This window comes from Pseudomonas sp. GXZC (assembly GCF_026967615.1).
In the GTDB taxonomy this organism is placed as follows: Bacteria; Pseudomonadota; Gammaproteobacteria; order Pseudomonadales; family Pseudomonadaceae; genus Aquipseudomonas; species Aquipseudomonas azotoformans_A.
Genome location: NZ_CP114115.1, coordinates 1484534 through 1508113, shown reverse-complemented (window position 1 = coordinate 1508113; position 23580 = coordinate 1484534). Strand labels below are relative to the sequence as shown.

The 23580-nt window shown below is 61.4% G+C and carries 25 protein-coding genes; 6 read left to right on the top strand and 19 right to left on the bottom strand.

The features are described from left to right. Positions 1–17 precede the first annotated feature (17 nt). From OZ428_RS06995 to OZ428_RS06985, 3 genes are read left to right on the top strand one after another with little or no spacing between them, the layout of a single operon-like run. Complete coding sequence (locus OZ428_RS06995; RefSeq protein WP_269132962.1) at positions 18–1919, top strand: sensor histidine kinase; 1902 nt, start codon at positions 18–20, stop codon at positions 1917–1919. Continuing rightward, complete coding sequence (locus OZ428_RS06990) at positions 1916–3265, top strand: sigma-54-dependent transcriptional regulator (RefSeq protein ID WP_016977477.1); 1350 nt, start codon at positions 1916–1918, stop codon at positions 3263–3265. The genes OZ428_RS06995 and OZ428_RS06990 overlap by 4 nt, the downstream gene beginning before the upstream one ends. After that, positions 3265–3603 carry a GlpM family protein gene (locus tag OZ428_RS06985; RefSeq protein ID WP_033896402.1) on the top strand — a complete coding sequence of 113 codons (339 nt, stop codon included), beginning with the start codon at positions 3265–3267 and terminating at the stop codon, positions 3601–3603. Before OZ428_RS06990 ends, OZ428_RS06985 begins: the two co-directional genes overlap by 1 nt. Here OZ428_RS06985 and OZ428_RS06980 read toward each other — a convergent pair whose 3' ends face one another. The 6 genes from OZ428_RS06980 to OZ428_RS06955 form a co-directional block, all read right to left on the bottom strand. After that, complete coding sequence (locus tag OZ428_RS06980) at positions 3604–5001, bottom strand: sigma-54-dependent transcriptional regulator (RefSeq protein ID WP_269132961.1); 1398 nt, start codon at positions 4999–5001, stop codon at positions 3604–3606. Next, on the bottom strand, positions 4991–6760 hold the full coding sequence (locus OZ428_RS06975) for a sensor histidine kinase (protein ID WP_133074507.1): 1770 nt from the start codon (positions 6758–6760) through the stop codon (positions 4991–4993). The genes OZ428_RS06980 and OZ428_RS06975 overlap by 11 nt, the downstream gene beginning before the upstream one ends. Further along, complete coding sequence (locus tag OZ428_RS06970; protein WP_133074508.1) at positions 6760–7884, bottom strand: GNAT family N-acetyltransferase; 1125 nt, start codon at positions 7882–7884, stop codon at positions 6760–6762. The genes OZ428_RS06975 and OZ428_RS06970 overlap by 1 nt, the downstream gene beginning before the upstream one ends. Before the next feature lie 87 nt (positions 7885–7971). Then, complete coding sequence (locus OZ428_RS06965) at positions 7972–8895, bottom strand: alpha/beta hydrolase (protein ID WP_133074509.1); 924 nt, start codon at positions 8893–8895, stop codon at positions 7972–7974. Continuing rightward, a complete protein-coding gene (locus tag OZ428_RS06960; RefSeq protein WP_016977483.1) occupies positions 8892–10286 on the bottom strand; it encodes an aspartate aminotransferase family protein in 1395 nt (464 codons plus the stop codon). The genes OZ428_RS06965 and OZ428_RS06960 overlap by 4 nt, the downstream gene beginning before the upstream one ends. Then, complete coding sequence (locus OZ428_RS06955) at positions 10279–10980, bottom strand: MtnX-like HAD-IB family phosphatase (protein ID WP_033896397.1); 702 nt, start codon at positions 10978–10980, stop codon at positions 10279–10281. The genes OZ428_RS06960 and OZ428_RS06955 overlap by 8 nt, the downstream gene beginning before the upstream one ends. Positions 10981–11208: 228 nt before the next feature. Here OZ428_RS06955 and OZ428_RS06950 point away from each other — a divergent pair, with 228 nt between their 5' ends. Both OZ428_RS06950 and OZ428_RS06945 read left to right on the top strand, forming a co-directional pair. Beyond that, positions 11209–11979, top strand: a complete 771-nt coding sequence (locus tag OZ428_RS06950) for a MipA/OmpV family protein (protein ID WP_269132960.1) — start codon at positions 11209–11211, stop codon at positions 11977–11979. Between the two features lie 55 nt (positions 11980–12034). Continuing rightward, on the top strand, positions 12035–12901 hold the full coding sequence (locus tag OZ428_RS06945; RefSeq protein WP_133074511.1) for a fatty acid desaturase: 867 nt from the start codon (positions 12035–12037) through the stop codon (positions 12899–12901). 91 nt (positions 12902–12992) lie between these two features. On the opposite strand, the gene OZ428_RS06940 is transcribed toward OZ428_RS06945, so the two are convergent. The 5 genes from OZ428_RS06940 to OZ428_RS06920 form a co-directional block, all read right to left on the bottom strand. Beyond that, the gene (locus OZ428_RS06940; RefSeq protein WP_033896394.1) at positions 12993–13397 is read right to left on the bottom strand and encodes an EamA family transporter; all 405 of its coding nucleotides are present in this window, start codon (positions 13395–13397) and stop codon (positions 12993–12995) included. Beyond that, complete coding sequence (locus OZ428_RS06935) at positions 13394–13774, bottom strand: transporter (protein ID WP_010212789.1); 381 nt, start codon at positions 13772–13774, stop codon at positions 13394–13396. Before OZ428_RS06935 ends, OZ428_RS06940 begins: the two co-directional genes overlap by 4 nt. Next, positions 13771–14691: an arginase gene (locus OZ428_RS06930; protein ID WP_033896393.1), complete on the bottom strand. Its 921-nt coding sequence runs from the start codon at positions 14689–14691 to the stop codon at positions 13771–13773. Before OZ428_RS06930 ends, OZ428_RS06935 begins: the two co-directional genes overlap by 4 nt. An 81-nt stretch (positions 14692–14772) precedes the next feature. Continuing rightward, the gene (locus OZ428_RS06925) at positions 14773–15426 is read right to left on the bottom strand and encodes a DsbA family oxidoreductase (RefSeq protein ID WP_269132959.1); all 654 of its coding nucleotides are present in this window, start codon (positions 15424–15426) and stop codon (positions 14773–14775) included. Positions 15427–15481: 55 nt separating this feature from the next. Then, on the bottom strand, positions 15482–16501 hold the full coding sequence (locus tag OZ428_RS06920; protein WP_061435465.1) for an alpha/beta fold hydrolase: 1020 nt from the start codon (positions 16499–16501) through the stop codon (positions 15482–15484). 194 nt (positions 16502–16695) lie between these two features. Here OZ428_RS06920 and metR point away from each other — a divergent pair, with 194 nt between their 5' ends. Beyond that, the gene (gene metR / locus OZ428_RS06915; protein ID WP_033896390.1) at positions 16696–17613 is read left to right on the top strand and encodes a transcriptional regulator MetR; all 918 of its coding nucleotides are present in this window, start codon (positions 16696–16698) and stop codon (positions 17611–17613) included. Here metR and OZ428_RS06910 read toward each other — a convergent pair. The 8 genes from OZ428_RS06910 to OZ428_RS06875 all read right to left on the bottom strand — a co-directional run bounded on the left by OZ428_RS06910 (position 17610) and on the right by OZ428_RS06875 (position 23507). Next, positions 17610–18113, bottom strand: a complete 504-nt coding sequence (locus OZ428_RS06910; RefSeq protein WP_269132958.1) for a GNAT family N-acetyltransferase — start codon at positions 18111–18113, stop codon at positions 17610–17612. The genes metR and OZ428_RS06910 overlap by 4 nt on opposite strands. Further along, on the bottom strand, positions 18110–18517 hold the full coding sequence (locus OZ428_RS06905) for an NUDIX hydrolase (protein WP_095014884.1): 408 nt from the start codon (positions 18515–18517) through the stop codon (positions 18110–18112). The genes OZ428_RS06910 and OZ428_RS06905 overlap by 4 nt, the downstream gene beginning before the upstream one ends. Before the next feature lie 48 nt (positions 18518–18565). Then, on the bottom strand, positions 18566–19912 hold the full coding sequence (locus OZ428_RS06900) for an HD domain-containing phosphohydrolase (RefSeq protein WP_269132957.1): 1347 nt from the start codon (positions 19910–19912) through the stop codon (positions 18566–18568). Positions 19913–20095: 183 nt separating this feature from the next. Next, positions 20096–20401, bottom strand: coding sequence for a HigA family addiction module antitoxin (locus OZ428_RS06895; RefSeq protein WP_133074516.1), 306 nt, complete (start codon positions 20399–20401; stop codon positions 20096–20098). 8 nt (positions 20402–20409) lie between these two features. After that, on the bottom strand, positions 20410–20688 hold the full coding sequence (locus tag OZ428_RS06890; protein ID WP_038846016.1) for a type II toxin-antitoxin system RelE/ParE family toxin: 279 nt from the start codon (positions 20686–20688) through the stop codon (positions 20410–20412). 165 nt (positions 20689–20853) lie between these two features. Further along, positions 20854–21126, bottom strand: a complete 273-nt coding sequence (locus OZ428_RS06885; protein ID WP_033896384.1) for a type B 50S ribosomal protein L31 — start codon at positions 21124–21126, stop codon at positions 20854–20856. Positions 21127–21226: 100 nt separating this feature from the next. After that, positions 21227–22552, bottom strand: a complete 1326-nt coding sequence (locus OZ428_RS06880) for an APC family permease (RefSeq protein WP_133074518.1) — start codon at positions 22550–22552, stop codon at positions 21227–21229. A 133-nt stretch (positions 22553–22685) separates the two neighbouring features. After that, on the bottom strand, positions 22686–23507 hold the full coding sequence (locus tag OZ428_RS06875; protein WP_133074519.1) for a carbon-nitrogen hydrolase family protein: 822 nt from the start codon (positions 23505–23507) through the stop codon (positions 22686–22688). Positions 23508–23580: the final 73 nt, after the last annotated feature.

Genomic DNA, 23580 nt, shown 5'->3' with positions numbered 1-23580 from the left:
GACCCAAGGCATCTGTGATGAAATGCGACCCCAACCAATTTCGCGCCGCACCGCCATCACTTGCCGTGAAACCACGTCTGATCCGCCAACTGTTCCTGCCGCCGTTGATCATCGCCCTGATGATCGGCCTGGGTTATATCGGCTTCTGGGTCAGCGAGTACTACGGCATCCGCACCCTCAGCGATACCGGCGAACGCCAGCTGGAGCTGCATGCCCGCACCGTCGAAAGTGAACTGAGCAAATACACCTACCTGCCGAGCCTTCTGGAATTGGAATCCAGCGTCTCCACGCTGCTGGCCGATCCGAACCAGGAAACCCGCAAGACCGTCAACGATTACCTCGAAGGCCTGAACCGACGCAGTCGCAGTCGGGCCATCTATGTGATGGACACCACCGGCCGCGTACTGGCCACCAGTAATTGGCGCGATGCCGACAGTTACCAGGGTGAAGACCTGTCCTTCCGTGCCTATTTCCAGAACGCCGTGCGCGGCCAGCCTGGCCGTTTCTACGGCATCGGCAGCACCAACGGTGAACCCGGCTACTACCTGGCCCACGGCCTCGAAGAACACGGCAAGATCATCGGCGTCGCCGTGGTCAAGGTGCGCCTCGAAGCCCTGGAAGAACGCTGGCAACGCGCGCGCCTCGAAGCCTTTGTGAGCGACGAGAACGGCATCATCATCCTCTCCAGCGACCCGGCCCGCCGCCTCAAGGCCGTGCGTCCACTGAGCGATGACACCAAGGATCGCCTGGCCCACAGCCTGCAATATTACTGGGCGACGCTCAACGAGCTGGAACCCCTGGCCCGCGAGCGCCTCAACGAAGGCACCGAAAAACTGACCTTCCCGGCCAACAGCGAAGTGGTCAACGACGAGCACGAAGTCAGCTACCTGGCGCAAACCCGCCCGCTGAATGACACGCCGTGGAACTTCACCCTGCTCACGCCGCTCAACGATCTACGCCGCGCCGCGATCAACCAGGGCATTTTGGTGGCCGTTGCGTTTGGCCTGGTGGCGTTTTTGCTGATCGCCTGGAACGAGCGGCGTAAGGTCATCGCCACCCGCCTCGCCGCCCGTGAAGCCCTTCAGGAAGCCAACAGCCAGTTGGAACGGCGGATCGCCGAGCGCACCGCCGACCTGCGCGCCAGCAACGAACGGCTCAAAGGCCAGATCCGCGAACGACGCCAGGCCGAAGAGACGCTGCGCCGCGCCCAGGATGAGCTGGTGCAGGCCGGCAAACTGGCGGCCATCGGCCAGATGTCCACCAGCATCGCCCACGAATTGAACCAGCCACTGGCGGCGCTGCGCACCTTGTCCGGCAATACCGTGCGCTTCCTGGAGCGCGGTGCCCTGGACACCGCCAGCGCCAACCTCAAGACCATCAACGAACTGATCGACCGCATGGGCCGCATCACCGCCAGCCTGCGTTCCTTCGCCCGACGTGGCGATGACCAGGGCGAGGCCAGCCTGACCAAAGCGGTCGACGCGGCTTTCCAAGTACTCGGCGCACGCCTGGACAGCCTGCCGCTGACCCAGCACCGCGACTTTTCCCCCGCCCAATTGCAAATCGACCAGACGCGCCTGGAGCAGATCCTGGTCAACCTGATCGGCAATGCCCTCGACGCCATGCAGGCCCAACCCGCACCCGAGCTGTGGCTGGAAGGCAGCAGCAGCGAGGGCAAATACCGCCTGCACGTGCGCGATAATGGTCACGGTATCGACGCCGAGGCGCGCAAGCATTTGTTTGAACCGTTCTTCACCACCAAGCCCGGCGAGCAAGGCCTGGGCCTGGGCCTGACGCTGTCCGCCAGCCTCGCGGCGGCCACCGGCGGCAACCTTGCCGTGGAGCACCCGGCCAGTGGTGGAACGGCCTTTGTCTTGTGCCTGCCGTTGGCGGGCGCTCAAAAAGCTGAGTCGACATGAATACAGACGCTAAAGCCATCAAAGACGAACTCACGGTGCTGATCGTCGAAGACGATCCTCATGTGCTGCTCGGCTGCCAGCAGGCCCTGGCTCTGGAAGACATTCCCAGTGTCGGCGTGGGCAGCGCTGAAGAAGCGTTGAAACGTATCGGCGAGAACTTCGCCGGCATCGTGATCAGCGACATTCGCTTGCCAGGCATTGACGGCCTGGAACTGCTCACCCGCCTCAAGGCCCTGGATAAAAGCCTGCCGGTGGTGCTGATCACCGGGCATGGCGATATCTCCATGGCCGTCGGCGCCATGCGCAACGGCGCCTATGACTTCATGGAAAAACCCTTCTCCCCCGAACGCCTGGTCGACGTGGCGCGCCGCGCCCTGGAGCAGCGCGGGCTGGCGCGGGAAGTCTGGTCGTTGCGCCGCCAACTGGCCGAGCGCGATTCACTGGAAGGCCGCATCATCGGCCGCTCGCCGGCCATGCAGAACCTGCGCGAGCTGATCGCCAATGTGGCCGACACCTCGGCCAACGTGCTGATCGAAGGCGAGACCGGCACCGGCAAGGAACTGGTCGCGCGCTGCCTGCATGATTTCAGCCGGCGTCACGCCCACCAGTTCGTCGCCCTGAACTGCGGCGGCCTGCCGGAGAACCTGTTCGAAAGCGAGATTTTCGGCCACGAAGCCAACGCCTTTACCGGTGCCGGCAAACGCCGCATCGGCAAGATCGAACACGCCCACGAAGGCACGCTGTTCCTCGATGAAGTGGAAAGCATGCCGATCAACCTGCAGATCAAACTGCTGCGGGTGTTGCAGGAGCGCACCCTGGAGCGCCTGGGTTCGAACCAGAGCGTGGCGGTGGATTGCCGGGTGATCGCCGCCACCAAGTCCGACCTCGACGAACTGAGCCGCGCCAACCAATTCCGCAGCGACTTGTACTACCGCCTCAACGTGGTAACCCTGGAACTGCCGCCGCTGCGCGAGCGCCGTGAAGACATCCTGCAACTGTTCGAACACTTCCTGCAGCAGTCGTCGCTGCGTTTTGACCGCAGTGTGCCAGAGCTGGACAACCAGACCCTGTCGAGCCTGATGAGCCACGACTGGCCGGGCAACGTGCGTGAGCTGCGCAACGTCGCCGAACGCTTCGCCCTCGGCCTGCCGGCGTTCAAGAAAAGCGGCGCCAGCAGCGGCAGCCAGGGCCTGGCCTTCACCGAAGCGGTGGAAGCCTTCGAACGCAACCTGCTCAACGATGCCTTGCAACGCAGCGGTGGCAACCTGACCCAGGCCAGCCAGGAACTGGGGATGGCCAAGACCACACTGTTCGACAAAGTCAAAAAATACGGGTTGAGCCACTGATGGATCTGCTATTGAAAGCCGCCCTGGGCGCGGCCGTGGTGTTGATTCTGGCCGCGCTGGCCAAGACCAGGAATTACTACATCGCAGGCTTGGTGCCGCTGTTTCCGACCTTTGCCTTGATCGCCCACTACATCGTCGGCAAAGGCCGTTCGGTGGACGACTTGAAGACCACGATCCTGTTCGGGATGTGGTCGATCATTCCGTATTTTGTGTATTTGGCGACGTTGTATGTGATGGTCGATCGGATGCGGTTGGAAGCGTCACTCGCCGTGGCGGCAGTAGCATGGTTGATGGCCGCGACGGTGCTGGTCAGCGTGTGGGTCCGCGTTCACGCCTGATCAGCGCACGATTTTGTCGACCTGAATGCCCAGCTTCTTCAGGCGATACCAGAAGCTGCGCTCCGAAATGCCGATCTTCGCTGCCGCCGCTGCCTGCACACCATTGCTCTCCTGCAACGCCGCGAGTATGTAGGCCTTCTCCACCTCCGCCAGCGCCGCATCCAGGTCCTGGGGAATGCCCGGCCCGTCGCTGAGGATCGCCGTCACACCGTCCTCGCTTGGCTTCGAAGCAAACAGGTAACCCGGCAAGTCGATATCTTCGATCACCGGCGACGCCGCCACGATGGTCGCGCGCTCTACGCAGTTTTGCAGTTCTCGGATATTGCCAGGCCAGTGATACGCCGCCATGGCCTGCAACGCCTCCGGGCTGAAGCCGGTGATGCGTTTACCCGCTGTAGCGCTGAGGGTCTGGGCGAAGTGGCGGGCCAAGGGGGCGATGTCTTCCACCCGTTCGCGCAAGGACGGCAGGGGAATCGGGAACACGTTGAGTCGGTAGTACAGGTCTTCGCGAAATTCCTTGTTGGCCACCGCTTCCAGCAGGTTTTTGTTGGTGGCGGCGATCACCCGCACATCGACCTTGCGTTCGCGGGGATCGCCCACCGGCTCAATCACCCGCTCCTGCAACGCGCGCAGGATCTTGGCCTGCAACGCCAGGGGCATGTCGCCCACTTCATCGAGAAACAGCGTGCCCTTGTCGGCCTGTTGGAAGCGCCCTACCCGGTCAGCCACGGCGCCGGTAAACGCGCCTTTGCGATGGCCGAACATTTCGCTTTCCAGCAACCCTTCCGGGATGGCCGCGCAATTGACCGCCACGAAGGGTTTGTCGGCGCGACTGCCATGCTTGTGGATGGCACGGGCAACCATTTCCTTGCCGGTGCCGCTTTCGCCGGTCAGCAGGATAGTGGCGCTGCTGTCGCGCACCGAGTCCACCGCTTGCAGTACTTTGCGAAACGCCGGGCTGTCGCCCACCAGGCTGTCGAACTGCGCGTGTTCGTCCAGCTCGGCACGCATGCGAGCGTTGTCGCGCATGATGTCGCGAAATTGCAGGGCCTTGGCCACGGTGATGTCCAGCTCGTCGATATCGAACGGCTTGGCGATGTAGTCGTAGGCGCCGTTGCGCATCGACTGCACGGCGTTTTTCACCGTGCTGTAGGCGGTCATCACGATCACCGGCACATGGGGGTAGCGCACCTTGATCTCGGCCAGCAGCGCCGGCCCGTCCATGCCGGGCATGCGCCAGTCGCTGATCACCAGGTCGATGTCTTCCTGCTCCAGCACCTTGAGCGCGTGCAGGCCGTTGCCGGCGACAAACACCTGCACGTCGTTCTGGCCCAGGGCCGAGGCCAACAGGTCGCAGAGTTTGGGTTCGTCGTCGACTACCAGAATGTTATGCGTCATGACTGTCCTCGTCGTCTTCGCCACTCGCCGGAATGTACAGGCTGAAGGTGGCGCCGGCATCTTTCTCACTGGCACATTCGATGCTGCCGTCGTGACTTTCCATGATCGAATAGACTTTGGCCAGGCCCAATCCGGTGCCCGACGCCTTGGTGGTGACAAATGGCGTGAAGATGCGCTCGATCATGTCCGCCGGAATGCCTTGGCCGGTGTCAGTAATGCTGATCAGCGTGTTCTCGCCTTCCGTACGAATGCCCAGGGTCAGGCGCCCGCCTTCGGGCATCGCGTCGATGGCGTTGAGGATCAGGTTGAGGCACGCCTGCTTGAGCTGTTTGGCATCCGCGTAAATCGTCGCTCCGGGTGCCTGGTCGTCGATGTGCGCGTCGATGTTATGGGTGGCCAGTTCCGGCGCGCAGAAGCCGAGGATTTCCTCCACCAGCGGGCGCGCCGGCAACAACACGCGCAACGGCGGGTTGGGCTTGGCAAAGTCGAGGAATTCGGTGATCAAGTCGTTGATACGACTGACCTCGCTGACCACATATTCCAAATGGCGCTTGTCGGTTTCCGCCAGGTCGGCGCGGCGGTGCAGCAGCTGCGTCGCCGTTTTGATGATGCCCAGCGGGTTGCGAATCTCATGGGCCAGGCCCATGGCGACTTCACCCAGGGCATGCAGGCGATCACGTCGACGCAGCTGGGCTTCAAGGTGATGCAACTCGCCCAGCCGCTCGGTCATGTGGTTGAAGGTGCTGCTCAACTGCGCCAGTTCGTCGCCACCGCTGACCACCACGCGGTGCGCGTAGTCGCCGGAAATCACCGCGCTCACGCCTTGGGACAGGTCCCGCAGCGGCTTGGTCAGGCGCCGCGATACCAACACCCCCGCCGCCAGCGACAGCGCCGAACTGAGCAGGAAAATCAGCACGAACAGATTGCTCTGGTTTACCAGCCCCACCAGGCTGGTATGGCGCAACAAGCCACTGAAGATCACACCTTGCAGCTCACCGGCATCGTTGAAGATCGGCCAGTACAAGCCGCTGTAGTTGTTGGTGAACTGTTCGCTCGGCTGCTTGGTGCTGCGCATGGCGATTTCGACGCTCTTGGGGATGCGCGACGGGTGATCTTCAAAGCGTTGGGTCGAGAATATCTCTGAGAAGCCATTGGGGTTGGCCAGGTACAGGCGCAGGTCGAGGGAATGCACATCGGCCACGCTGGTGAGGAAACTGCTGTCCAGATAAGTGGCGACCAACAGCAGGTAATCGACACCGTCCTGGGTGGTTTCAAAAGTCGACACCACAACCCCCGTGCTCACCCCGGCCACCTGCACGGTCTGCAACACCGCGTTGCTGGTCAGGCTGATCTGCTTGACGATGTCGTCAGAGGCGGTGCTGAACACCAGCTTGTGGTCGCTCATGCGGATCAGCGCCACCACGTCGATGTCGGTGGCGTCGGCAATGTCGGCGGTCAGGCGGTCGTGCTTGGCGGCTTGCCGGCTCGACGGCGGGCTGGTGTAGCGCAGGAACAACTTGGCCATGCGCGCGTTGTCATGAAGGATGTCGCCGATCTCATCCTTGACGATCTTGGTCGACTCCTGCAGCCAGATGCGCACGTTGCTGTCGAAGATCTGCGACAGCGTGGTAGCCGCCAATTCGGCGGCGATCATGGTGGGGATCACGCTGACCAACCAGAACGCCAGCACCAGCTTGCGCTGGACGCTCCAGCGCGAAATGGCAAAGGGGCGGGCTTTCTGGCGGGTCTTGGTGATCATCAGGTTTCGCTTATCGCAGCAGCCATGGCAGGGTCGGAACGATCCGGTCGAATAAACAGTTTTACAAGCTTGAGCAGGCCGTTCACCAGCCGGTTGCGGTGGCGGAAAAACACGCTGTTACCCTGGAACTCGCAGCCCAGGCGCAGCTTACTGGCATACCCGGCCTGGCCGCACTCATACACGGCAATATTGTGTTGAATACAGTAGTCGACATTGGTCAGCCAGCTACGGAAGTACAGGTTGTAGTCACGGGTGAATTCCACGTCATGCCCGAAAAACTTGTCCACCAGTCGGTGCTCGTCCAACAGGATCAGGTTGAACGCCACCAGTTGCTCGTCCACCCAGTAAAGAACACAGACTGCCCGCTCATCAAGGCGTTCGAGTACACCGGTGAAGTAGCCGGCGGGCAGCCGCTCGAACTGCAACTCGGCACGCGTCAGCGTGGCCTCGTACAAGCGCATGACCTCGGGCAGCACGTCGTCGATATTGCGCCGCCACTCCACTCGCGGCCCCGGCGCACGCAGTTTACGGCGCAGGTCCTTGCGTGTGGATTTGCCCAAGGATCCCAGGTAAGCGTCCACCGAGCCGTAGGGCAGCGGCAACACGCCCGTGGGCAAGCTCGGCATGCTTTGGAAGCCCGCCGCGCGGCAACTTTCGACCCAGTGCGGGTCTTTGCTCGGTGCGTCCTTGACCGCCACCAGGCCGATACCGAAGTCATCGGCATCCTGGCGCGCGGCTTCCAACAGGTGCTTGAGCAGCAGCGGACGTCGTGTATCCGCCACACTGCTGGCAAAACCAACGTCGCAGCGCTCCGCCACCGGGGAGCCGAGGGCATACAGGCCCAGTTGCAAAAGCCCCGGCCACAGTCGCTCCACACGCTCGGTCAAGCGTTTGCCGGCGCCCGACACCGTGGTGTCGAGGCGATAATGGGTGATGAACGCGGCCGCCACAGCCACCAGCGTTCCATCTTCGTAAACCGCCAGGTAACGCCACTGGAAATCATCGATGGCGGCGTTTTCCACGGCGACGTAATAGTCCCAGTCCTCCAGGGCACCCGGGAAACAGTCGTTCCAGGCACTGCGCTGGAGGGCCCGGATGGTCGGGAAGGCTTGGGCGGTAATCACATCGTGTCCTTTGTTAGAGTCTGTGGCGGCAAGCAGGCTTGTTGTGGTGAGCGGGCTTGCCCCGCGCTGGGTGGCGAAGCCACCCCATCACTGACACTGCATTCCCCCCGTTAAAACCGAGGTGCCTGGGTTTAGGGCGGCTTCGCCACCCAGCGCGGGGCAAGCCCGCTCACCACAGGAGAGGACAGTGTGCTGTTCGACAAAGTCGGCGCTCAACTCGATCACCCGGCGGTATTGCAAGTCGACGGTGATCATGTGGTAGCAGTTGTCCAGCAGGATCTTGGTCACCGGGCCACCGAGGTGGCGTTCCACATAGTCAGCGTTCCAACGGCTGGTGATGTCATCCTCGATAGAATGCAACACCAACGCCGGCACCTTGACCTGCGGCATGCGCTTCTTGACCACAGCGTTCATCCGGTGCAACTCGCGCACGGTGATGCCCTCCATGGTCAGCAAGCCCGCCTCGCTACTCTCGCCCTCCTTCATTTGCCGCTCGACGATGCCGCGCAGGCGCTCATTCTTGATGCCGTACGGCGGCTTCTCTTCGAAGCGGCAGATATGCACGCCGAAAGGGATTTTCATCAGCAACGGCGTGAGGAACGCCAGCTTGTTGATGCTCCAACCGTCGTACTTCAGGGTGGTGGAATACATCAGCAGCCCGGCGACTTGCCCAGGGTGCTCGGCGGCCACGTACATCGACATCACCGCCCCCATGGACAAACCACCGACAAACACCTGTTCATGGCGCTGTTTCACACCGACGAACGTCTTGCGCACGCCTTCGTACCAGTCGCGCCAGCCGGTGGCTTGCAGGTCGCTGTTATCACCGCAGTGCCCGGCCAGGGTAGGCACGTACACCGTACAATTGCCCACCTTGGCCAGGCCCTTGGCGACCTGGCGCAATTCCGTCGGGGTGCCGGTCAGGCCGTGGATCAACAGGATCCCGACCGGACCATCACCGAGAACGAAGCCGGCAGTACCTTCACCGAGGTCGATCTCTGCCGTTTTCACCGGTTGGTCGCCCGCACCAGCAGTTGCTCAAGCAGCTTCAGGCCCAGTTCGATTTCCGGGTAGCTGATTTCCAGGGACGGTGCCAGGGTGATCACGTTTTTGTAGTAACCGCCCACGTCGAGGATCAGGCCGAGTTTCTGACCGTCCACCACCATGTCGCCCTTCATGCCTTCTTCGACCATGTAGTCCAGGGTCGCCTTGTCCGGCGTGAAACCATCCGGGCCGCAGATTTCGCAGCGCAGGGCCAGGCCCAGGCCGTCGACGTCGCCAATGATCGGGAAACGCTTCTGCAGGTCTTGCAGGCCTTCGAGGAAGAACTTGCCCTTGGCCATGACCATCGCGCCGTAGTCGACTTCGTTGGTCATCTTGAACATTTCCAGGCCTACCGCCGTGCCCAATGGGTTGGAGGCGAAGGTGGAGTGGGTCGAACCTGGCGGGAAGATCTTCGGGTTGATCAACTCTTCACGGGCCCAGATGCCGCCCAGTGGGTTGAGGCCGTTGGTCAGCGCCTTGCCGAACACAATCACGTCCGGTTGCACGTCGAAGTGCTCGATCGACCACAGTTTGCCGGTGCGGTAAAAGCCCATCTGGATCTCGTCGGAGACCATCAGGATGCCGTGCTGATCCAGCACGTGCTTCAACTCACGGTAGAAGTTCATCGGCGGGATCACGTAGCCGCCGGTGCCCTGGATCGGCTCGACGTAGAACGCAGCGTATTCGCTGGAACCGACTTTCGGGTCCCACACACCGTTGTATTCGGTCTCGAACAGGCGGGCGAATTGCTGCACGCAGTGGCTGCCGTACTCTTCCTTGGTCATGCCTTTAGGGCCACGGAAGTGGTACGGGAACGGGATGAACTGCGCGCGCTCGCCGAAGTGGCCGTAGCGGCGACGGTAGCGGTAGCTCGAAGTAATCGACGAAGCGCCGAGGGTACGGCCATGGTAGCCGCCTTCGAAGGCGAACATCAGGCTCTTGCCGTTGGTGGCGTTACGCACCACCTTCAGGGAGTCTTCGATGGACTGCGAACCGCCGACGTTGAAGTGCACGCGACCGTCGAGGCCGAATTTCTTCTTGGCGTCGACTGCGATCATTTCCGACAGCTCGATCTTGCCCTTGTGCAGGTACTGGCTGGCGATCTGCGGCAGGGTGTCGATCTGCTGTTTCAGCGCGTTGTTGAGGCGTGGGTTGGCGTAGCCGAAGTTGACCGCCGAGTACCACATCTGCAGGTCGAGGTAGGCCTGGTCTTCGGTGTCCCACACGTAGGAGCCTTCGCAACGGCTGAAAATGCGTGGCGGCTCGATGTAGTGGACGGTGTCGCCGTAGGAGCAGTATTTGGCTTCTTTATCCAGAAGGATCTGGTCTTCGGCGGTAGCGATACGGATATCAGACATGGTGGAAGAGTTCCTGATTGTCAGCAGCAGTAAAGGAGGTAGCGTTGGCGGCAATGCCTTGTGGCAGTCGGGCCAGCAACGCAGGCAGTTCGGCAAAAGTGTCGAAACGTGCGTGAGGAATGTTGTTGGCTTCGCAGTACTTGGCGAGGCTGCCCTTGGCGAACACGAAATCGGCGGTGGACGCCACGCACATGTCGGACTTGCCGTCGCCGATCACCAGCACGCGCTTGTTGCGCGGCGTGGACTTGCACTTGCAGTTACCGGAGGCGGCGCGGCAGGCATCGCTGGAATACGGGAAGTCGATGCGCCAGCTGTTCTGGTCGACTTGGCGCAAGCGGTTGGCGAGGATCGGCAGCAAGGTCACGTAGTTGCGCGACAGGATCCGCGCAATGCCCTGCTCGATGCCGTCGCTGACCACTTCGATGGTTGCGCCCAGGCCCATGACGTGATCGACGAAGTCCGGGAAGTCCGGGTCGATCTCGACGCTGTCGAAATACGCCAGCAGTTCGGAGGGGGTCGCCTTGATCAGCGCCAGTTGGCGGCTCAGGCATTCGCGTGAACCGATATGCCCATCCAGCCATTCCTGTTCGATGGTTTCCCACTCGGGGCCGGCGAAGCGTTGGAGGACGTTGTCGATGACATCGGTGGGGGTAATGGTCCCGTCGAAGTCACACACGATATGCCAGTGGATCATCGTTGTTTACCTTGGAGGAGCGCGCTGTATGCGCTTGCAACAAGGGGTAGAGCAGGGAGTGTGCCAACTGGCCAACAGCCAGCGGGGCTGGTGCTTTGCCTGGCATGGCGGGCAATTTGTGTCCCAGGAGCTACAATTTTTGTAGCTTGCTACAAACAAGATGAGTGCTTGCGTGGAAAGGATGCTTTGCGCGTTCATGCGCACGTAATCAATCAAGGAACAGTGACCATGTTGAGGATCACTTGCGCTGCACTGGCCGGTTTACTGGGCCTCTGGAGCGTTTCTAGCGCGGCTCAGGCCGGCGGTATCACCGGCGAAGTCGGCGCAGGCGTCAGCTACCAGCCCCATGACCCCACCGGCAGCCGCTACGAAACGCGGCCCGTGCCCTATTTCGACCTGGACTGGGGCGATGTCAGCCTGAGTACCGATGACGGCCTGACCTGGAGCGCGCTCAACACCCAGGGCCTGAGCGCCGGCCCCTACATCAATTACCTGTCGGGCCGCACGTCCAATGGCGATCTCCAGGGCCTGCGCAATGTGTCGGACATGGCGGAAGTCGGTGGTTTTATCCAATACGCCCCGGCTGATTTCTGGCGGGTCTACGCACAATTGGGGCAAGCCGTGGGCGGGGGGCATTCGCAGAGCGGTGCCCTGGGCAAAGTCGGCGGCGAACTGGGCTACCCCCTGGGTGGCGGGATTATCGGCAGCAGCGGCCTGGTCGCGCATTTCGCCGATGCGCGCCAGACCAACACGTTTTTCGGCGTGGATGACAACGAGGCCGCCGCCACCGGCTTTCGCCCCTACAACGCCAGCGGCGGCTTCCAGAACCTGACGCTGACCCAGAGTTTCGAGTTTCCCCTGGCGGCTAAATGGTCATTGCTGACCAGCGCCAGTTGGGTTCACCTGGTGGGCTCGGCGGCCGACAGCAGCATCGTGCGGCAGACCGGCGACGTGAACCAAGGCCAGGTGCAGACGGCCATCAGCTACAAGTTCGATTAGGTTGGTCTGGGGTTTGCAATGAGGTCCTGGAATCCATTTTTCCAGGACACTCTTCATGGCTCGCCCCGCTTACCGCCTGCTGCACCACTCGCTCTGGGACCTGGTGCCCATCGCCCTGGGCCTGGCGCATTTCGCTTTTGTCATCTGGCTGGTCACCGCGTTCCACAGCCTGAGTTGGTGGGCGCTGGTGCCCCTGGCGCTGGTCTACGCGGTGAGTCTGTCGTGGAGCATCAACAGCATCTCCCACAACCAGATCCACAACGCCTACTTCACCCATCGTGCGATGAACCGGGCGTTCGATCTGCTGCTGTCGGTGACCATCGGCTTTTCCCAGACGCTCTACCGCGATATCCACAACCGCCATCACCGTGGCAACGCCGACCTGCCGGGCCCGGACGGTAAAACCATTGACCCGCTGTCGATCTACCAGCGCGGCCACAATGGCAAGCCGGAAAATCCGTGGGCTTACACTTTCCTGAGTTTTTTCCGCGACGATCCCAAGCCGTTCTATGACGAGATGAAGCGCAAGCGCCCGGCGGATGCGCGCTGGGTCAAGGTTGAGATCGGCGTGACGGTAGCGTTCTATATCGCCCTGGCGTTCTACAACTGGCAGGCGGTGTTGTGGCTGTTGCCGTTCTGGTACCTGGGCCAGTGCCTGTCATCGCTCAATGGCTACTACGAACACTTCGGCGGCAACCCGGACCTGCCGATCGCCTGGGGCGTGAGTTCCTACAGCGTGCTGTACAACCTGATCTGGATGAACAACGGCTATCACGCCGAGCACCACTACCGGCCGAAAATGCACTGGACGAAAGTGAAGGCGTTTCATCGGGAGATTGCCGAGCAGCAGCGTGAGGCGGGGGTCAAGCAGCTTCCGGTGTCACACGGGTTGGGCTTTCTGGTAGCGCACCGCAATAACTAGGGCTGAAACCGGGATTTTGTGGTGAGCGAGCTTGCCTCGCGCGGGGCAAGCCCGCTCACCACAAAAATCAAATCAAACCAGACCAAAGTGATCAGTTTTCTTCGCCTTCCGCCAGGAGGGCGATACCGCCGATAATCACCGCCACCCCCACCCAGTGCAGCGGGCTGATATGTTCCCCCAGCCCCAGCCACGAACCGAGCAGCACCACCACAAACACCAGTGAACTCAGCGGAAACGCCAGGGACAGGCTACTGCGCCGCAGGATCAGCATCCACACGAAAAACGCGCCGATGTAGCTGGCGATAGCCGCCAGAATCCCAGGGTTGCGCGCCACGTCCGCCAGCCATTGCCAGCTCAAATCCATCTGCCCCAGTTGATCCCCGGCCACTTTGGTAAACAGCTGGCCAGCGCTTTCGGTGCAGATCAACAAGGCCCACAGCACCACCGTGCCGAGGCGCCCATGTAGCCATCCGTTATTCATGGTTTGCGTACTCATGCCTGACTCCCTGCAATCGCCACCAACATCACACCCAAGGTGATCACCAGCGTGCCCAGCCAACGGCGGCGGCTGACGGTTTCGCCCAGCACCACCTTGCCCGCCAGCACCACGCCGCAATAGGCCAGCGCCGCAGCCGGGAACAACAGGCTCAACGGCGCACGGGACAAGGCTTCGAGCCACACGAAGAACTCAATGGCATAGGCACCGATCCCGGCCCACAGCAACGGCGCATTGAACACCTGGCCCCAGAACGCATTCAGGCGAAAACCGCCGTCCAACTCGGGCAAACGGTCGAGGCCGATCTTGAAACACAACTGGCCGATCACATCGAGCACGATGGAAAACGCCACCAGCAACACCACGGTCAACGTCACGGGAACAGCTCCTCAAACAGGTCGATCAAGGCCTCATTGGTGGCCGCATTACGCTGCAGATCTTCCGCGCTCCAGCGCTCGGGCGGTGGCTGGTCGGACTTGGCTTCCCAACGCTTGAACGCATTGCTGAAGGCGGGCGTGGCGAACTCGCCGCACACGTCGATGCCGATGATGCGTTTGCGCGCTGCCAAGGCCCGCAGGGCTTGTAGCAGATGGGTCAGGCGCATGCCGCCCTGGTCCCAGTTGGTGGCCGCGTCTTCGCTGGCGAGCACGTCTTTGTCGATGGTGATCCAGATCGCTTCGGTGGGCAGGCTGGTGATCATCTGATCGAGGAATTGCGCCCAATCCAGCTCGGCCAGGTTGCGCCAGTACAGGTGGTTTTCCTGCTGCTGGTGACCGGCGCCATCCCCTACCCGGCCCCAGACTTTCGACGGCGGATGCTGCCAGGGGAACAACTGCAAGTGCCCGCGCTTGAGCGCGCCGAGGTTGCCGCCGCGCAGCTGCGGGTTGTGCAGGTCGTCGCTGCACGGGCCGAGGGTGACGATGCGTTTGATCGCCGGCATCTTCAGCGCGCGGTTGACCCACGAACCACAGTGACGCTTGGGCGCAAAGCGCACCCAGTCGGGGTGATTGTCGAAGTGGATCAGGCTGATGGGTTCTTTCAGGTCGGCGAGAAAGGCTGGCGTGAGGTGGTGATAGTCGCCGGAGCCGACAAACAGGATTTCCGGGCGCGCATCGGTGGGTCGTGGCCGTTGGGCCAGGCGTTCGGCGAAGCGCTTCCAGGTTTTTTCGGTGGACCACAGGCGCAGCTTGGGGCCCAGGTCCAGCAGGTCGATACGCGTGGCACGGCCGCTGGCCAGACGCCGGGCAATCGGTGCCTGGCCGGTGAGGCTGTGGTCGAGGTCAAGAATATTCAAGGTAATGTTTCACCCCTAATGGCAGCGCCCATCCGGTACCGGATGGGCTTTAGGGGGTCAATGCAAGGGACGGGCCAGCGCTTAGCCTTTGGCCTCTTGGATGATCTGGCGGATCGCCCCCACAAAGGCTTCCGCCGGCTGGCCGCCGCTGACGGCGTACTGGTCGTTGAAGACGATGGTCGGCACTGAGGTCACGCCACGGGAGATCCACAGTTGCTCTTGCTCGCGCACTTCAGCGGCGTATTCATCGGAGGCGAGAATCTCGGCCGCACGCTGGATATCCAGGCCGACGCCTTCGGCGATGATCGCCAGGGTGGCGTGGTCGGACGGGTCCTGCCCATCCGTGAAGTAGGCCTTGAACAGCGCTTCCTTGAGGTTGTACTGCAAGCCTTCCAGCCCGGCCCAATGCAACAGGCGATGCGCGTCGAAGGTGTTGTAGATGCGGCTTTGGCCGTCGGTGCGGAAGGCAAAACCCAACCCGGCGCCCAGGTCGCGGATACGCTCGCGGTTGGCCTGGGATTGCTCGGCGGTGGAGCCGTATTTCTCAGTGATGTGCTCGACGATGTTCTGACCGACGGCAGGCATGTTCGGGTTCAGCTCGAAGGGCTGGAAATGGATCTCGGCCTGCACCTCGGCGCCCAGTTGGTCGAGGGCTTCGGTCAGCCCGCGCAGGCCGATGATGCACCAGGGGCAGGACACGTCGCTGACGAAATCGATTTTCAGGGGAGTACTCATGACAGGCTACCTCGCAGGCGCAAATGGGCCACAAAGGTTGCACGATACACCAATGTCACAAGACCTTCGAAGGCTCGCCCAGGTCAATCTGCGCCCAATGCGCCGCGTCTTCGCGATGGGCTTGCAGGTACGGCAACACCGCCGTCAGCAGCGGTGCCTTGAACGCTTCCTGGAAACGATGGGCCATGCCGGGAATCAGCTTCAACTGGCTGCCTTGGATATGCGCCGCCAGGTGCACGCCGTGCATCACCGGCAACAGCGGGTCGGCGGTGCCGTGCACCACCAGGGTCGGCACGCGCAGTTGGTTGAGCAACGGTACGCGGCTGGGTTCGGCAAGGATCGCCATGATCTGGCGCTTCACGCCGTCCGGGTTGAAGGCGCGGTCGTAGGACAGAGCCGCCTGGTGCAACAGCGCTTGGCGGTCATCCGTCACGTTCGGGCTGCCCAGGGCCGCCAGCAGATCGGCCTGCTGCTCCAGCGCCACTTCACGGTTCGGGGCGCTGCGCCGCGACAGCAGTTGCACCAACGCCGCATTCGGCGCAGGCAAACCTTCGGCGCCGGAGCTGGTCATGATCAGCGTGAGGCTTTCGACCCGCTGCGGCGCCATCGCCGCCAGGTGCTGGGCGATCATGCCGCCCATACTCGCGCCGAGCACGTGGAATTGCTGGATCTGCAACGCGTCCATCAAGCCGATGGCGTCATCAGCCATGTCGGTCAGCGTGTAAGGCGCCGCCACCGGCAGGCCGAGCTTGTAGCGCAGCACTTCAAAGGTCAGGTTGGCGTTGGCCGGTGCCTGGCGCCAGGTGGACAGGCCGACGTCACGGTTGTCGTAACGGATCACCCGAAAACCCTGCTGGCACAGGGCGACCACCACTTCATCCGGCCAGTGGATCAACTGCCCGCCCAGGCCCATCACCAGCAGCAACGCCGGGTCGGACGCACGGCCGATGCTCTGGTAGGCGATGCTCACCTGAGCCAGATCGACCGTTTGGGTCGGGACATTGACATCACATCGAGAAGCCGCAAAAGACGGCAGGCCGAACAACAGAGCGGCCAGTAAAAGCAACACGCGCATGAAAAACACCGAAACGCAGAACCCCAGTAGAGCGCGAGTCTGATGAAGTTTGTTCAAGCGCGCTGCCACAGTTGCGTGACAGTTTGATGAAGAGTGCCCAGCGGTCATTGTCGACCTGCTTATCGACAGGCAAGCCAACATGAGACAAACTCACGCCATTCGAATTCGTCACAAATTATATTCATGGAGAGCCCGTGCTCGAGATCCGTCACCTCAAGACCCTGCACGCCTTACGCGAGGCCGACAGCCTGGTGGAAGCCGCCGAACGCCTGCACCTGACGCAGTCGGCGCTGTCCCACCAGTTCAAAGAGTTGGAGGAGCGTCTGGGCATGCCGCTGTTCGTGCGCAAGACCAAGCCGCTGCGCTTCACCAGCGCCGGCCTGCGCCTGCTGCAACTGGCCGACGCCACCCTGCCGCTGCTGCGCGGCGCCGAGCGTGACATAGCGCGACTGGCCGGCGGCACCGCCGGGCGCCTGCACATGGCAATCGAATGCCACAGCTGCTTCCAGTGGCTGATGCCGACCATCGACCAGTTCCGCGATGCCTGGCCGGAAGTGGAGCTGGACCTGGCCTCCGGCTTCGCTTTCGCCCCGCTGCCGGCGCTGGCCCGTGGCGACCTGGACCTGGTGGTGACCTCCGACCCGCTGGAACTGCCAGGCATCACCTACGTGCCGCTGTTCACCTACGAAGCCATGCTCGCCGTCGCCAACCAGCATGCGCTGGCAACCAAGGCGTACATCGTGCCCGAAGACCTGTTGACCGAAACCCTGATCACCTACCCGGTGGAACGCGACCGCCTGGATATCTTCACGCGTTTCCTCGAACCCGCCGATGTGGAACCGGCGCAGGTGCGTACGTCCGAGCTGTCGGTGATGATGATGCAGCTGGTGGCCAGCGGCCGTGGCGTGTGCGGCATGCCCCATTGGGCGCTGCATGAGTACAGCTCGCGTGGCTACGTGAAGGCCAAGCGCCTGGGTGAGAAAGGTTTGTTTGCCACGCTGTATGCCGGGATTCGTGCGGACATGCTGGATGCGCCCTACATGCGCGACTTCCTGCTGACGGCCAAGGACACGTCGTTTTCCACCCTGGATGGGGTCAGCGCAGTGCGCTAGCGCGTCAGCTCACGCCACATGTGGATCTTGTCGAAATAATCCACACCGACCCGCACCGCCAGCGGTTCCAGGCCGTACTGGATGAAGCCGCAGCGTTGGTACAGGGCGAAGGCGGCGTCATTGCCGGCGGTGACCGTCAGTTGGATCACTTTGAGCCGCGGCTGTTTGCGCGCTTCATCCAGTGCCGCTTCCACCAGTTGCCGGCCCAAGCCTTGTTGTTGGTGGCCTGCATTCACGTACATACCGAACAGGGTCACCTTGTGCCGCGCTTTCTCTCGCGGCTCAAACGCCAGGCCGACAATGCCGGCCAGCTCATCCCCGGCAAACGCACCGAGCAAGCAATCCAACGGACTGCTCAAGCGTTTTTCCCACCAACTCAGCGGCATGGCTGCACGCTCCGCCACGCTGGAGGTGAACGCCTGGGGATAGACGCCATAGGCTTCCAGCATCAACGCCCGATACGCCTCGGCATCGCTGGCCGCCAGCGGGCGAATGATCATGCCGTCAGCGAGGCACGGTAAAACGGCAGGATCAGGTCCCGCGTCAACGGGGCCAATTGCAGACCGCCGTCACCGGCCGGGTCGATCCAGCGCACTTCTTCAATCTCGGCGGCAGGCGTGACCGCCACATCGATCTGCACCTGGAACAGCTCGGCTTCCACGGTGAAACCCGGCTCGTTGACCGCAGGTGCGGAAAACTTGCCGAGATAGACGGCGGCGCTGGGCTCGATACGCAGGTTCAGCTCTTCGTGCAGCTCACGGGCCAAGGCCTCGGCAGGCTGCTCGCCAGCATCGATCTTGCCGCCAGGTTGCATGAAGGCCTGGGTGCCGCGCTTGCGCACCAGCAGGGTCTGGCCGTCAGCGCCGATCAGGAGGGCGGCGGCGATGCGGATGGTGGAGGGCATGAACGATCTTCCTTGGCTGCAAAAGGCGCAAGGATCACATGAAGTGGCTCAGCCGCAAAGCAGTGCATCGCCGTTGTCCTTGATGAAGACACTGTAGCGCGCGCCCTCCATGGTTTCGAAGGCAATCAATTTATCCACCAATGGCAGGTTCAACACCTTGCCGGCGTTGAGCAGCAACATGCCGTTGTCGGCATTGAGGTTGCGCGCCAGCACCATGCCCTCTTCCAGCTCACGGGTGCCGAGGACTTTGACGTTGGGGTCGCCCAAGGTCACGTCATTGAGATAGGTGGCGCAGACCAGCACAAAGTCTTCGACCATCACCGGGTCATACAGCCGACCGGCGTATTTGCGGATGTACAGCAGCGCTTCGTCGCTGTTCATCTGTCGCTCCAAGATCAACCCCTTTTGCAACTCGATGAAATCCACCGCCAGTTTGAGCAAACGAGAACCGGTGGGAATTGCTTCGCCTTTGAGGTGATCGGGGAAGCCACTGCCGTCCCAACGTTCTTGGTGATGACGGATCAGGCGCGCGGCGTCTTTCATCGGCTCCAGGGTCATCAGCAGTGATTCGCTCTGGGTGGCGTAGGCGCGATAGCGTTCGCGGTCGCTGCTGTGCAGCAGGTCCGAGGGCGAGGCCATCATGCTGTCGCTCCAGCTCAGTTTGCCGATGTTGTAGAGCGCGGCGGCCATGGTCAGGTCGCGGTTGCTCGCCTCGTCTACGCCATGAGTCACACACCAGGTGCGCACTAACTCGATAATCTGCCGGTTGGTCTGCTTGGCTCGCGGCAGTCGCAGATTGGCCAACAGCGAGAACACCTCGGTGCCGGTGGCGTAGCTGTGTTTGAGCTCTTCGTAGGCCAAGTCGAGCATGTCGGCGGTCTGCTGCAACTCGCTGGTGCGCGAGGCCACGCGTTTTTCCAGGCTGGCGTTGAGCTGCTTGAGTGCTTCGTTCTGCTGCTGAATCAGTTGTTCAAGACGCAGGCGTTCGCGCTCTGAATGCTGATGGGCCAGGGATTGGCGCAAGGCCAGCAGCAATTCTTCGTCTTTCCAGGGTTTGCTCAGGTAGCGGTAGATCTCACCTTCGTTGATGGCTTTGACGATCAGGGTCAAGTCAGTTTCGCCGGTCAGCAGAATGCGCACGGTGTGAGGGTAGTGTTGGTGGATATGCGCCAGCAGCGAGGCGCCGTCCATGTCCGGCAAGCGTGCGGCGCTCATCACCAGGTCGATGGGTTGGCTGGCGAGAATGGCCAGGGCATCGACAGCGCAGGTGGCGCTGTGCAGGTCGAAGGGTTCCAGCCGCAACAGTTGGGTGAGGCTGTGGAGGACGTCCGGATGGGCGTCGATCAACAGCACCACGGCACGTTCGGCATCGGTAAAAGTGACTGACTCTCCCATGGGACACCTCGGATCGTCGGTGTGCGGTCCTTATGGTCGGGGTCTGCCTTCCTGGCGCTTACTGATTTGCCTATTACTGAGTAGCTTAGTCGGTTTTTTGGGGAGGTGATGGCCTTTCAGTATCACCCCTTTTCAACCGCCAATAAAAACCCGGCACTCTCGCCGGGTTTGAAGAGTGGAACATCAGACGCAATGCGCGACTTTCTCCACTTCCTTGGATATCTGAGCGCCCTTGGCAATTTCCACCGTACGCAAATCATAAGCGGTCTGCAGGTTAAGCCAAAACTGCGCGGATGTTTCCAACGCAGCGGCCAAGCGAAGCGCCACATCAGCACTGATGCTACGGCGCATCAGCACAATGTCATTCACCGTCGGCGCGGAGACATGCAGCGCTCGCGCGAGGGCTGCAGCCGTAAGGCCCAACGGCTCCAAGTATTCTTCCTTGAGAATCTCTCCAGGGTGTACGGGGCGCATGCCGTTTTTAAACATGATTCACCTCAGTGGTAATCCACAATTTCAACGTTTTGCGGACCGTTAGGCCCCCAAATGAAACAGATCCGGAATTGACCATTGATTCGGATGCTGTGCTGCCCCTCTCTGTCACCGTACAGTGCTTCCAGCCTGTTTCCAGGTGGCGAACGCAAATCGGCAAGATCAATGGCCGCATCGAGCATGCTGAGCTTTCGTTCAATCACCGACACGATGGCAGACCAGCGCCGGGTTCGACCGGTTTCAAAAAGGGTTTTGGTATCCGCGCATTTGAAGCTTCTGATCATCGCTTAATGCTTAACGTTATTCGTTAACGCCAAACTCTACACGGGTTCCCAGGATATTCAACGGGTCATTGAGCACGCTCAGGGATGTAGCGACAAACGGTCAGCACCGAAGCAAAAAAGCCGCTCCAGATTCCGGAGCGGCCTTCGAGGTGAAACCTGTAAACCTCACGCGTCAGCTTTTTTCGGGCTTGATCCGAACGAAGCGAAACGCTTGTTGAACCCGGCGATGCGGCCTTCGACCTGGGTCTTGCGCTGCTGGCCGGTGTAGATCGGGTGCGAGGCGCTGGAAACGTCCAGCGGAATGTACGGGTAAGTGTTGCCGTCGCTGTGTTTATGGGTGCGGTCGCTGTCGGCGGTGGAGCCGATCAGGAAGAACACGTCGGCGGCAGTGTCGTGGAACAGCACGGTGCGGTAGTCGGGATGGATACCAGCTTTCATAAGGCCTCCGGGGCGTCTGGGTGCATTTGATGTGTTATACAGTAACACAAATCATGCACCCAAACGAGAACCGATTGCAATAAGAATAGGCCCGTCGCTTCTATGCGGCTTCCTGGAAGTCCATCTCCGGTGGCTGCTGTGAGAACCCGCGAGTCAGCACGCCCAGGTAAACCAGGCCGATCGCCAACCACACCAGGCCCAGATAGATCGCCAGATGATCGAGGCTGACCATCAACCACAGGTCCGCCAGCAGGCCGATGAACGGGAACACCAGGAACAGGATCAATTCACGCCCCCCCCGCTGCTTGGCGCCGATCCAGTAGTGGAAAATCACCGACAGGTTGACCAGGCTGAACGCCAGGAATGCACCGAAGTTGATGAACGAGGTGGAGGTGGTCACGTCCAGCTTCAACGCCAGCAGGGCGACCACTGCACACAGCAGGATACTGTTGACCGGCGTACCGAAGCGCGCATGCAAAGCGCCGAAGAACGACTTGGGCAACACACCGTCGCGGCCCATGGCGAACAGCAAGCGCGAACCACTGGCCTGGGCCGACAGCCCCGAAGCGAACTGGCCGACAATCAGGCCGATCAGGAAGATCGACACGAACAGGTCGCCACCGATATTGCGCGCAATTTCATACGCCGCCGAATCCACATTGGCGAATTCGAACGACGGATGGGCAATCTGCACAAAGTAGGACACCGCCACGAAGATCAGGCCGCCAACCAAGGTGATCAACATGATCGCCCGTGGGATGGTGCGGCGTGGGTCGCGGGTTTCTTCGGTCAGCGTACTCACCGCGTCAAAGCCCAGGAACGAGTAGCAGGCGATGGCCGCACCGCTCATGATCAACGGCATGTGCATCTGGCCGTTGAAGAAGGGGGCGATGGTCCACAGCGGCTTGCTTGCGTCACCGCCGATGTAGTGGATGCACAGCGCCACAAACGCAATCAGCACCAGGAATTGCACCAGCATCAGCAAGGCGTTGATACCGTTGGCCAGCTTGAGGCCGACGATGTTGATGGCGCTGGTGATGCCGATAAAGGCCAACACCCAGATCCACTGCGGCACCGCCGGGAACGCCGAATTGAGGTACGCCGCACCGATCAGCCAGATAGCCATGGGCAAGAACAGGTAGTCGAGCAACACCGCCCAACCGGCGATAAACCCCAGTTTGGGGCTGATGGCCTTGCGCACATAGCTGTAGGCGGAACCGGCCACCGGAAACGCCGAAGCCATGCGCCCGTAACTCATGGCGGTGAAAAACATCGCCACCAGGGCAGCCAGGTAAGCGGCGGGGACCATGCCCGCAGTGGATTGCGCCAGGATGCCGAAGGTGCCGAGCACGATGATCGGCGTCATATAGGCGATGCCAAACAGCACCACCGACCCTAGCGACAGGGTGCGTTGCAAACGAGCCATGGGTGATTCTCCGCGCAATTATTAGATTTATGGCAGAACTGAAGTGGGTGTTGCGAATGTCATTTTTCTTATGATCAAGCTTGTTTCGTGTGGCGAGCGGGCTCGCCACAATGGTCCGATGCACAAAGGGAAATCAGTGTTGTGGGATCAACAACTCGCGCGTCCCATCGCTGCGTTCAATCACCTCACCCGGCAATTTCATGCGTTGGTCATCCAGGTAGCGGTAATCCTTGCGCGCCGCCGCCAGTCGGTCGAGATCCAGCTCAACCGTGTATTGCCCTTCCTCACGCCCGGCTTCAAACAGCAGCGTGCCAAACGGGTCCACCAACGCACTGCCGCCAGCGAACACCAGGTCGCCATCGCCCTCTTGCACCCGGTTGACCATCAGCGCAAATGCCTGGTTTTCCTGGGCACGGGCCATGATCGCGGTGCGGTGGGTAGGCCCGTAGGGGTCCATGTTGCCGTTGGTGACAATCAGCAACTCAGCGCCCAATTGCGCCAGGGCGCGGGCAGTTTCAGGGAACTCGATGTCGTAGCAGATCAGCAGGCCGACGCGCAGACCGTTCCACATACCAGTGGGGTAACGATCGCCAGGATTGAACACACCGCGCTCCAACGGCCACAGGTGGGTCTTGCGGTACTTGAGGGCGATACCTTCGGGAGTGATCAACAAGGTGGCGTTATAGAACTGGCCGCCATCATTTTCAGCGATGCCGATGACCACGGCGACGTTGCGCGCGCGGGCGGCCTGGATAATCGCCTGTACGGTGGGGCCATCCAGCGGCTCGGCGATGGCTGCAACGGTCTCGGCCGTGGGGAAACCGGTCAGGTGGGTTTCCGGGAATACGATCAGTTGCGTATCGTCGGCGCAGGCGGCAATGGCCGCCAAGGCGCGCTCAAGGTTGTAAGCTGTATCGTTATCACGACCGGCCAACTGGGCAAATTCGACCTTCATGGGTATTCCTTGTTCTTTAGCTGTGCCGCAGTATGCGCAGCCTCAACCCACCAGGGAATCACGCGGCGGGGGT